General features: G+C 58.2%; 9 protein-coding genes (1 of these 9 only partly in view). 3 read left to right on the top strand and 6 right to left on the bottom strand.

The window, feature by feature from the left end; genetic code table 11:
- Positions 1–1,323: mercury(II) reductase (gene merA / locus CBB63_RS15120; RefSeq protein ID WP_286699728.1), on the top strand; the 1,323-nt coding region annotated here is incomplete at its 5' end.
- A gap of 968 nt (positions 1,324–2,291) precedes the next feature.
- On the opposite strand, the gene CBB63_RS15115 is transcribed toward merA, so the two are convergent.
- The 3 genes from CBB63_RS15115 to CBB63_RS15095 all read right to left on the bottom strand — a co-directional run bounded on the left by CBB63_RS15115 (position 2,292) and on the right by CBB63_RS15095 (position 5,886).
- Positions 2,292–3,536, bottom strand: coding sequence for a sialidase family protein (locus CBB63_RS15115; RefSeq protein WP_050672453.1), 1,245 nt, complete (start codon positions 3,534–3,536; stop codon positions 2,292–2,294).
- A 169-nt stretch (positions 3,537–3,705) separates the two neighbouring features.
- Positions 3,706–4,863 (bottom strand): multicopper oxidase family protein, encoded by a 1,158-nt coding sequence (locus CBB63_RS16375; RefSeq protein ID WP_502695953.1) that lies wholly within the window; start codon positions 4,861–4,863, stop codon positions 3,706–3,708.
- Positions 4,864–5,118: 255 nt separating this feature from the next.
- A complete protein-coding gene (locus CBB63_RS15095) occupies positions 5,119–5,886 on the bottom strand; it encodes a DUF3047 domain-containing protein (protein WP_231886351.1) in 768 nt (255 codons plus the stop codon).
- 357 nt (positions 5,887–6,243) lie between these two features.
- Here CBB63_RS15095 and lgt point away from each other — a divergent pair, with 357 nt between their 5' ends.
- Positions 6,244–7,173, top strand: coding sequence for a prolipoprotein diacylglyceryl transferase (lgt, locus tag CBB63_RS15090; protein ID WP_050672452.1), 930 nt, complete (start codon positions 6,244–6,246; stop codon positions 7,171–7,173).
- Positions 7,174–7,242: 69 nt separating this feature from the next.
- Here the strand turns inward: lgt and CBB63_RS15085 are convergent, their stop codons facing one another.
- Positions 7,243–7,641: a hypothetical protein gene (locus CBB63_RS15085; RefSeq protein WP_249777955.1), complete on the bottom strand. Its 399-nt coding sequence runs from the start codon at positions 7,639–7,641 to the stop codon at positions 7,243–7,245.
- Between the two features lie 200 nt (positions 7,642–7,841).
- Here CBB63_RS15085 and CBB63_RS15080 point away from each other — a divergent pair, with 200 nt between their 5' ends.
- Positions 7,842–8,405: a Crp/Fnr family transcriptional regulator gene (locus CBB63_RS15080; protein ID WP_227512966.1), complete on the top strand. Its 564-nt coding sequence runs from the start codon at positions 7,842–7,844 to the stop codon at positions 8,403–8,405.
- Between the two features lie 252 nt (positions 8,406–8,657).
- On the opposite strand, the gene CBB63_RS15075 is transcribed toward CBB63_RS15080, so the two are convergent.
- Together CBB63_RS15075 and CBB63_RS15070 are read right to left on the bottom strand one after the other, a co-directional pair.
- Positions 8,658–9,386, bottom strand: a complete 729-nt coding sequence (locus CBB63_RS15075) for a cation diffusion facilitator family transporter (RefSeq protein ID WP_286699727.1) — start codon at positions 9,384–9,386, stop codon at positions 8,658–8,660.
- Between the two features lie 85 nt (positions 9,387–9,471).
- A protein-coding gene (locus CBB63_RS15070) for a heavy metal translocating P-type ATPase (protein WP_286699726.1) crosses the window boundary here: on the bottom strand, positions 9,472–10,993 show its 3' portion. 824 nt of this gene lie beyond the right edge of the window; the window shows 1,522 of its 2,346 coding nt (coding positions 825–2,346); the start codon falls outside the window, past its right edge; its stop codon occupies positions 9,472–9,474.

Below are 10,993 nucleotides of genomic sequence, written 5' to 3'. Positions count from 1 at the left end.
AAGCGCGTGGCGCTTATCGGGCACGGCACCACCGGCGGCACCTGTGTGAATGTCGGCTGCGTGCCGTCCAAGGCGATGATCCGCGCCGCAGAGGCGGTGCATGGCGGCGCGTCGGCCGCCCGGTTCCCGGGCGTCGAGCCCTGTGATCATGCGGTGGATTGGGGTGCCGTAGTGCAAGGCACCACCGATCTGGTCGAGGAGATGCGGCACAAGAAATATATAGACCTGCTGCCCGCCTATAAAAGCGTTACCTATATCGAGGATGGCCCGGCGCGATTGGTCGAGGGTGGCGTCGCTGTTGGAGGACGGGTGATATCCGCCCCGCGCGTCCTGATCGCCACCGGCTCGCGCCCCCACCTGCCAGCGATCGAGGGGATCGACACAGTGGAGCCCCTCGATTCCACCGATCTATTGACTTTGCCTGACCGGCCCGAAAGCATCTTGGTGCTGGGCGGCGGCTATATCGGCTGCGAACTGGCGCAGATGGCCTCGAGGCTGGGAACGAAGGTCACGCTGGTAACCCGTTCCCGTCTTTTGCCCGGCGCCGAACCAGAGGTGGCCGAGGCACTTACGCAAGCGCTGAAGGCCGAAGGCATCGCGGTCGAGACCGGACTTGCCTACGTCTCGGTTGCGAAATCTGCGGGCGGCGTCACTCTGACTGTCGAAAGGGATGGTAAGACCGAGGTTTTGTCCGCCGAACGGCTGGTGGTGACCACCGGCAGGATTGCCAATTCCGAGAACCTTGGTTTGGAAGAGCTTGGCATCGAGACCGACGCACGCGGCTCTATCAAGGTCGGTCAGGACATGGCGACCACGCGTGCCGGCGTCTGGGCCGCGGGCGATGTCACTGACCGTGACCAGTTCGTCTACATGGCGGCCTATGGTGCCAAGGTGGCGATCAACAATGCCCTTGGATTGGAGCAGATGCGCTATGACAACGCGGCGATGCCGTGGGTCGTGTTTACCGACCCGCAAGTGGCCGGCGTCGGCCTTTCGGAGGTTGAGGCCAAGGCGGCGGGGCACAAGGTCAAAACCAGTGTGATCACGCTCGACAACGTGCCCCGCGCCGTCGCTGCACGCGATACCCGCGGCGTGATTAAGCTGGTGGCCGACGCGAAGACCGACCGCCTGCTGGGCGGTCAGATCGCAGCACCGGAGGGGTCGGACACGATTCAGACACTGGCAATGGCGCTGATATTCGGCATGACCGCACGGGCGCTCGGAGAGACGATCTTTCCTTATTTGACCACGGTCGAAGGGCTGAAACTCGCCGCACAAACCTTCGACAAGGATGTAGCCAAACTCAGCTGCTGCGCGGGGTGAAAAGACGAGAAATTCCGGCGACACCGACTCATAAGCAGCGCTCATTGTGAACCAGCGCGTACAAAGCCACAAAGTGCTTGTGGCGGTCAGCATTCTCTCGGCATGGAGGCTGACGGCGGTAACGGATAATCACATATTAGAGCCAGCAGTGCACATCCCACGTTCTGTCATTAGGTTGGTTATTGTGGCGGGGTTCATAAACAGACCGATCTCATCAAGATGGAAAGTGATCGGGAGTTGCCGAGAACGTCGCTGGGTCAACAATTGGTCATTACATTAGCCCTGTCTATTTGATCGCCCGCAATACAAAGAAAGAATCGCCATGAATACAGTTGATACTGATTCTCGCACAACAGGTTCACTACCCGCATTCAACGCCCGAACTTTAGGGTTAATGTTCGTCGCAGGTTTCTTTGCGACCGTCGCGTTCGATCTGTTGGGTCAGATCATCAGCCCGGGCTTGGGCTTTTCGCGGTTGTCACCGCACGGGCTAGCGAGGAGCTAGCTCGGCAGCCTTGGTCTGCCGAACGGTGACTTCGCGGGATATTTCGTACATTTTTATCTTGTTGGCCTGATTGGCTATCCCGTCGGTTGGTTGTTCGTCTTTAGACCAATTTGGCACCGTATCGCGGGGCAGACGAACTGGTTTTTGCCCTCGGCGATTTATGGGTTCGGCCTGTGGGTGTTGGCCATCGGGGGCACTACTTCTGTCGCAGATCTTCCCTTCTTTCTGAATTTCACCGGCATTGCCTGGGTAGCGCTGGTGGGTCATATGCTCGGGACCGGGATCATGAAAAAGCGTGGCACGCTACAATTTCCGGGCCAACGACCGGTCACTATGGATGAGAAATCACCGTCATTTGCCGGTAGCTCTATTGCAGGAAATGCAATTCTTGTTGACGGTGATCGTTGGACCCACTCCTGATGTGAGCCAAGCGAAAGAACCATCAGCTTTCGTCCGGAAACCTTCAATAGGAAGCGAAAACCGTGCGTATAGTCGAACTCGGTTCCGGATCATCCGAGTTGCTGGGCTGTGTCCACGACAGGTAAACCCCTTCATTCGTTCGCGCCGTGCGCGGGAAGTTGACCGAACCTGCGCCGTTGTTTCGCGCAATCAGTTGCAGGTCCTTACACTGCTGACCGGTTGTGATCTGGCAAGCAAGGATCACCTCGCTCTCATTTGCCCATTCGACCCACGTCACGAACGCAGTCTGAGGGTCCAGCATGAGAATATCGACCCGACCGGCGGGAATCCCGAGGCTGACTTTCGCCGGATCGCCAAAATTTCTGCCACCATCGGAAGAGAACGCAACCTTGACTTCCGGCTTGTCATTTGCAGCCGTGAACCAGGCCACGGCGGCTGTTTGACCGGCGGTCGCGATGGCGGGGCCATTGACCGGGCAGCCGGAGATTTCCCAGCCGTCATTGTGGACGTTTGTTGGTTCTGACCACATGCCGCCTTGGTGTCTTACGACAGATATATCCCTGATTTCCGCATCTGTTCTGTCGCGGTATGCGACAAGGACGGTGCCATCGTCCAGCGATGCGGCGGACGTCTGGCAGCATGAACAGGTCTGCGCATCGACAAGAACATCATCGGTTCGCGTACCTTCGGGCGTGATCCGGGTTGCGCGCAACTGCATTGCATCCGGGTAGTTGCTGGCTGCGCTGGTGAAAAGCGGCTTGTCATATGCGCGTCCGTCAAGCCAGACAGACATCAAGGAACCGTCTTCGAGCGGCTGGAGCGTGACAAAACCGTGTTGGCTAACCGACCGATCATCATGTGGCGTTATCGGTGCGCTCCATGTCAGGCCCTCATCCGGCGAAAGAGAGATCTTGACGTCATAGGCATAGTCGTTTTTGGAATTTTCCCACAGCCAGTGAGCCGCAAAGGTACCGTCATCAAGCGCAACAACGGACGGAAAATCGGCCCAGTTCACGAAGAGTTCGTCGGACACGGTAACAGTGCGGGCCGCGCTCCATTCTGCGTCTTCAAGGACCGACAATTTTACCGCAAACCCGGCAGGGTGTGGTTCGGTCCAACCCAGCAGGACCCGATCATCCTGCAGTGCGAACAGGGTGGGTTCCTGCGCATTGTTCCCGACCGGTGGGTCTAGGTCGGCGAACTCCAATGGCTCGGCAAGGACCATGCCCGCCGTCATGCCCATGAACAGATGGGCCACAATCACGCCAGAATGGATTTTTGATGGCATTGCGCACCTTTCCGATTATCAGACCAGCGTCATTCACAACCTGAGCATAGGCAAATTTTGGCGAGTGCCATGTAAACTTTTGTATGACGGGCCTGTGCTTGTTGTTAAGAGCGATATCCCGTTGTGGCACAGCTTCGCGTCAACGGTTGGCGCAACCACCGCTCCGACCTCAGCTGACTTGCATCCAGGTCGCCATGCCATCAGCCTGATGGCTCAGCATATGGCAGTGCAGCATCCACGCGCCGGGATTGTCGAGTACGCACACAATCGTCATCGCCTCGCCCGGCGCTACGAGGGTCGTGTCGCGAAGGTGGGTTCGCGCACCATTCTGATCGGTTTCCCAGAAATGGTGGCCATGCAGGTGGATACCGTGCGGAAAAGCAGTGTCGTTCACCATCCGCACCTGCACTGCTTCACCACGTCTTGCCGAAATCAGCGGTTTGTTCGGCAGACCGCTCACGTCGTTGAAGGCCCAGCCCCCGAACCCGCCGTGCGCGCCGTCCCCGGCACCGCCTTGCATGAAGAGATCTGCCGTTTGCGTGATCTCTCCGGGCGCGGGCACGAGGTTCGCGGGGAGGGGAGCTATCGGCGCAGACCGGATTTGTCGCTGACCGTTCAACATAATGCCCCCCAGTTCCTCGCCACCCGAAGGCACGGTTTCTCTTAGGATCACATCACCCGTCACATCCGCGATGATGTCGATGCGCTGCGCCGGTGCGAGTTTTAGATTGCCCAGCGAAACCAGCTCGGGCAGCGGCATCCCGTCATAGGCCACACAAAAGCCCGTCAGCCCGTCGATACGTATCTCGAAAATGCGATCCGGTGTCGGATTGATCAGACGCAACCGGATGTGATCCCCCAGCCGCGCCTGCTCAGACGACAGGAAGGTGGTCATCAAGTTCCCCAGCCTACCTGCTGTTATGAAATCAGCGCGGTCGAATTCCATGTCGAACTGGCCGGTGTCATCAAGCCGAATGTCGAAGAGGATGGCCGTGATGTCCTGATCCACGTCTGGCGGGGCAGGTTCTTCGACGATCAGGGGCCGAACAGTCCGCGGGCGACCTGTTCGTAGGAAAGGTAGTGGGAGTGATACCAGTAGGTTCCGGCATCGGGAACCGGAAACCGGAAACCGGTACTCGTAACCCTCATTCGGGATGATGACATCCTGTGTCAGCACGTTTACGCCGTCCATCGCGTTGGGCAACCGAATGCCATGCCAGTGTACGAGGGTCCCGTCCTCCAGCCCGTTTTCCACCCGCGCCCGCAGAATATCGTTCTGGCGCTGTCTGATTTCGGGGCCGGGACAGGTGCCATTGAATCCAAGCATTGCAATGTCCCGCGACCCGATCCGGGTGAAGGCCGGGCGTCAGGGTGACAGGCACCGAAGCCGCACTCAGGGGCAGGGGGAGCGTGGCTGCGCCAAGCGCAACCATCATCTGAAGACGCTTAAGCATGGGTTTCCGTGTATTCCGTTTCTGGGGCCTGCAACCCACATCCCCCACCGTTGCGGAAGGGCGTCCCGGCGAGATATATTGATACATTGCAGATCGGCGCCCAGGTTTGGCGGAATACCGGAGAGCACCTAACGTATCTGCAGGTCCTGAATGGCCGCAAGGATCTTTCCGTCGGTATCATCGCTGTCGGCTGTCACCGCAAGACCGACCAGAACCTTTGGCATGTCCCCGAACGCACGCACGAAATCGCGATCCAGGTTCACATTCTCGGTGAAGTTGCCGGTTTGCGCCGTTTGCAGAATTTTCGATTTGAGACCCGTCGAGTAGGGGCTGTTCAGCAATGCGCCTTTCGCATGATTGCCACCCCAGACATAAACCAGCGCCCGCGTATTGGGATCACGCAGCAATTTGCGCGCCGTTGTTCGGCCAAGCGTGCTTGCGGTCTGCGGATCGACGAATATGAAGTACAAAGCAAGATTGCGATCATCGCCGCCGCGCCGTGTGAGGTCGGTTCCCTTAACACCCTGCGTGACGGACCATTCCCACATTGCTGCCTTTGCGGTGCCAAGGGCTGCGCTGACCGGACGCCAGAGAACCGAAACCGTGCCATCGGAAATCACGTCCAGCCGCCGACCTTGCAGGCCGTACTCGTTCGAAAAGAGCCGCAAGAGGCCCTGTTCTTTCCAGCTTCCATCGAATGGAATTGTCTTTCCTTGCGCATAGAGGGGCGGGGCGTTTGCAGCTAATGCAACAAAAGCGATGAAAAGTGTCGCTGCGAGGGACCGTATAAACATCTGAACTCCTTTTGCGATGCCGCTGGTCCTGCTTTGATCCCGGTTATCACCATTATGTGCCGTCATGATCCGTTGAATTGTGCCGGGCGCGCGCAACTTCAATGAACATATCCGTGATCATAGATGTGGTTGCGCAATGGTCGTTGCAGGACGCGGGAGCGAATTCAGATCATGGAGCGCGACCTTGATCGGCTGATTTCCCGCGACGGACGGATCCAGTAGGCGGCGGAGCTTCCAACCGTTACAAACAAGTACAAAACTCATGGGATACAAGCGCCTGAACACATGGACGCGGGTGCCGATGTGCGTCATCTCTGGTTCAACGGAACCGACTCCCGCACGCAAGGATGGCACATTCACCACAGCGCTTTGGGCTGGGGACAACAGGGTTGAACGCGCCAACGTCCGTTGCGGGAAACAAAATGTGGCCTTGTGTGAAACAGGCAAAGGTAACAAAGAATGCTGACTTCGATTATCCAATTTCCTGACATCGGAACAGAGATTTTTGCCGTTGATATCGGATCGTTCCGCTTTGCCCTGCGTTGGTATGCGCTGGCCTATATTGTTGGCCTCCTTATCGGCTGGCGCATCTGTGTCGCATTGGTCCGCTCTTCGTCAGTCTGGGGGGCCGGGGCGCCGCCGCTGCAACCCAAGCAACTGGAAGACCTGCTGACATGGATCATTCTGGGCGTGATCGTGGGGGGCAGGCTGGGGTTCGTGCTTTTCTATCAACCTCAGTACTATTTTCAGAACCCCGTCGAAATCTTCATGGTCTGGCAGGGTGGTATGTCATTTCATGGCGGCTTTTTCGGCGTGGTCGTGGCCACCTTGCTTTTTTGCTATCGCAACGGCGCACCCGTTCTATCAACGGCGGATCTGCTCGCTGTTGCAACACCACCGGGTCTTTTCCTCGGTCGGCTGGCCAACTTCACCAATAACGAGCTTTGGGGCCGTCCGACCGATGTGCCCTGGGCGGTGGCATTCCCCGGCGAGGCGGCCCAGTCCTGTGCGGGCGTCGTGGGCCTGTGTGGCCGCCATCCGTCCCAGCTTTATGAGGCTCTTCTGGAGGGTATCCTGCTTGGCTCGGTCCTGATCTTTCTGGCCTGGAAACGCGGTTGGCTGCGCTTTCCCGGAAGCCTTACTGGCCTGTTCCTGGCGGGATACGGAAGCGCAAGGTTCCTTGTCGAGTTCTTCCGGCAGCCTGATATGCAGTTCGTCACGCAGGACAACCCGATTGGACATGCGGTTCATTGGGCGGGCTATGGGCTGACAATGGGCCAACTGCTGTCGTTGCCGATGATTATCCTTGGCGCGGCCCTGATCGTATGGTCCCGCAGGCGTGTGACGGTTAATTCTGCGGATCTGGTGTCGACATCAGATTCTTTGTGAATATCCGAGCGTAGTGTTGGCGAAGTGACCATTGCGGCCTGGGTCCGCATATGAGCCTTGGGCGCGTGCTCAATGATGCGGCTTGCGTCCTTTCGCAATCATCAGATGGTGCTCTTGATGATGTACACCGATTGTCATCAGACCAAAGAAACCAAGGCCCTGTATTTGTTCACCATCGCCACCCACGATCAGTGCGACACCATCCTCCATTTCTTCTGACGCAACACTCCAGCCTGTTTCACCGGCAAGGAACGGTGCATGGGCGGGAACCATTGTGTTGATGGCCGACAGGACACGCGGGCTGCCACGCACTTCGAACCGTGCCCCGTCGGGCCGCAGAATGCGGGTGACCTCTGCCTTTCGTGTCAAAAGGTCCATATCGACCAGATGGTCCCTCAGTTTGTCGATATTGACGGCGCCCCAATCGGTTTCGGGATCGGCCTGGAGCAGCACAACTATTTCGGCCAATGCGGCGAAGGCGGACTGGCCGGTTTCCTGGGGCGTCGGACGCGTGACCCATGGATGAATGCATTTGTTGCGGCGTAACGGGTGTCGCAAGCAAGACAGCGAAGAGAACGGGTATCAGTCGCATGGACCAGCCTTTCCTGAGTGTATTCGGATTCAGCCTAGTACCTGATCGGACCCTGAAATATGATTTGGATCATATGATGCCTGAACCCTATAATCTCATACCGCCCTCCGCCTTGCGTCCGCTGACGAGGGCCGCAGGGGATACGGTCTTTCGTCAGGGCGCGCGGACCTGCGGCCTTTATGTTGTTAAGTGCGGGCGCGTTCATCTTGAGCGTGTCGGCCCGGATGGCGAACGATTTATCATCTACCGTGCCGAGCCCGGGATGAGCCTTGCCGAAGCATCGGTGTTTTCGGATAGATACCACTGCGATGCGGTCGTGGCGGAGGCTGGGGCGTTTGTACAGATCGACAAAGCGGCGGTCTTGTCTGCCTTTGCAGATCCGGATTTTGCACGCGCCTATGCGCGGCAAGCGGCACAGCAGATACAAGCGCAACGTCAGGCGCTTGAGATCGTAGGCATCCGCCGCGCAGAAGAACGGGTCTATGCCGGTATGGTGGCGGGCCTGCTTGAAAGCTCCGTTGTCGATTTTGCCAGCGCGCTGCACCTTTCGCACGAGGCCACCTATCGGGCCTTGCGAAAGCTTGTGAATGATGGCCGGATCGCAAATCCGACCCGGGGAACGTATCATTTGCGCCCCTGAATGGATCAGCCGGACCATGCCCGGTTCGAGATAACAAAAGGTGCGGTAGCAAAGCTTGGCGGGTATTTCGCTTGCCCGATAACAATGAGAATTGCTGCCCGCGACGATGACCTGTTTTCAAAGATCGCCGTTATGCCCTGTCTTACTGCTCGCCGCTGAAAGGTCGATTGCCTCAGCGCCGCTTTCGTCGAAGCACCGTGTTTCGATCTGCAGGGTTGCGAAAAAGAACCCGAAGTCCTTACGCAGCATGTCTTAGGCGGTTTGCAGGACCTCTTCTTGATCTGTGACACGCAGATGCGCGGAGAAGACATGCTTGCCACTTGTCAGCGCCCAGGCATGAATATGGTGAACATCGGAAACCTCGTGCAGTTCTTCAAGGGTACGTTTGATTTCAGGCAGACTCACTTCGGGAGGCGTGCCTTCCATCAAAAGATGCGCCGCTTCTTTCAGCAATCCCCAGCTCGCCCATAGCAGGACAAACCCGAACGCCATGCCAAGCAGCGGGTCGATCAGCAGAAACCCGGTGAATTCGATTGCGAGGGCGGTCACGATGATCAACAGACTGCCAACAAAGGTCTGGATGATATGCCAGAACGCTCCCTTCGTGTTCAGATCTCCCTTGCTTTGCTTCCAGATCAGCGCAAGCGAAATGAACTCCGTAAAGAGCCCCCCGGCAGCCGCAATCAGCATCGGACCCGTTGGAAGATCAATTGGCGCAGACATGCGCATGGCAGCCATCGCGATGACAACAACCGCCATGGCCAGCAAGAAGCCGCCATTCACAAGGGCGCCGATGATTTCGGCGCGCGCCCAGCCAAAGCTCCGCTCTTCATCCGCCGGACGCAACGCCATACGCGCCGCGACAATGGCGACCAGCACACCGCCCACGGCCGAAAAGGTATGGAACGCGTCGGAGATGACCGCGATTGACCCTGTCCATAGGCCAATCGCCAGTTCAATCACAAAATAGATGCCGGTCAACTAGGCTGATATCGCCAGCCCCTTGCCGCCGGACGGCATATGCCCCTGATGTCCGCCTGCCATCATCTATCTCCTTAGTTTGCGACTAAAGCCGTACCCGTCGCAGCCGCAGTGCATTGCTAATGACGGAGACCGAAGACAGGCTCATCGCGGCGGCGGCGATCATCGGCGACAGAAGAAGGCCGAAAAACGGGTAGAGAATACCAGCCGCGATGGGCACACCTGCGGTATTGTAGGCGAAGGCAAAAAACAGGTTCTGCTTGATGTTTCGCACCGTTGCCTTTGCCAATCGGCGCGCACGCACGATGCCGACAAGATCACCACCCAGAAGGGTGATGCCTGCGCTTTCCACGGCAACGTCGGCACCGGTGCCCATCGCAATGCCCACATCAGCCGCCGCCAGGGCAGGGGCATCGTTCACGCCGTCTCCTGCCATGGCGATCCGGGCCCCTTCTTGTCTGAGGGAGTCCACCAATGCCTTCTTGTCTTCGGGCAAGACGCCTGCGTGGACTTCATCAATACCCAGCTTTGCGGCGACGGCTTCGGCGGTTTTCTGATTGTCACCGGTTGCCATTATGACCCTGAGACCGAGGCGATGAAGGTCATCGATGGCGTCTGCCGTGGACTCCTTGATGGGATCGGCAACAGCGACAATGCCGGCAAAAGTGCCATCTATCGCCACAAGCATTGCTGTCTTTCCAGATTCACGAAGGTCGTCCGCAGCAAATTCCGCAATCGAAGCGTCAACGTTGATCTCTGCCATCATGGCGGGATTCCCAAGTGCCACGACCTGGCCATCGACCATGCCTTTCACGCCCTTGCCAGTCACGGCTTCGAATTCCGTTGCGTTCGGAAGCGTCAGCCCCCGTGCCAGCGCACCCTCGACTATTGCTTCGGCCAGCGGATGTTCGGAGCCCCGTTCGAGGGCCGCAGCCATTGTCAGCAGGTCATTTTCAGCCTTGTCCCCCGTGGGCACCACGTCTGTCAGCTTGGGGCGCCCTTCGGTGAGTGTTCCGGTCTTGTCAACGATGACGGTATCGACACGCGCCATGCGTTCCAGTGCTTCGGCGTCTTTGATCAGAACGCCAGCCTGTGCCCCGCGGCCCGCCGCCGTTGTGATCGAAATGGGCGTCGCAAGGCCCAAGGCACAGGGGCAAGCAATGATAAGAACGGATACGGCTGCAGTAACAGCGAAGGCGAGCGCGGGATCGGGCCCTAAGAACAGCCAGACAACGAAGGATATGATCGCAATGACGACAACCGTCGGAACAAAGACGGACGATACCCGGTCCGCCAGACCCTGAATCGGCGCGCGCGACCGCTTTGCACCTGCCACCATGTCCACGATCTGGGACAGGACCGTGTCCGCACCGACCTGTGTGGCCCGGATCGCCAATGTGCCGTTCTTGTTGATCGTGCCGCCTGTGACCCGGTCGCCTTGTGTTTTCTCGACCGGCAACGGCTCTCCGGTGATCATACTTTCGTCGATAGATGAATGCCCTTCGAGGACCTCGGCATCGACGGGTATGCTGTCGCCGGGGCGTACCCGCAACCTGTCACCCTCAACAATGTGTTCGAGAGGTGCGTCATATTCCGTCCCGTCCGGC

The organism is Sulfitobacter sp. TMED3, assembly GCF_002167505.1.
In the GTDB taxonomy this organism is placed as follows: Bacteria; Pseudomonadota; Alphaproteobacteria; order Rhodobacterales; family Rhodobacteraceae; genus Sulfitobacter; species Sulfitobacter pontiacus.
This window is presented reverse-complemented; position numbering and strand designations above follow the sequence as displayed.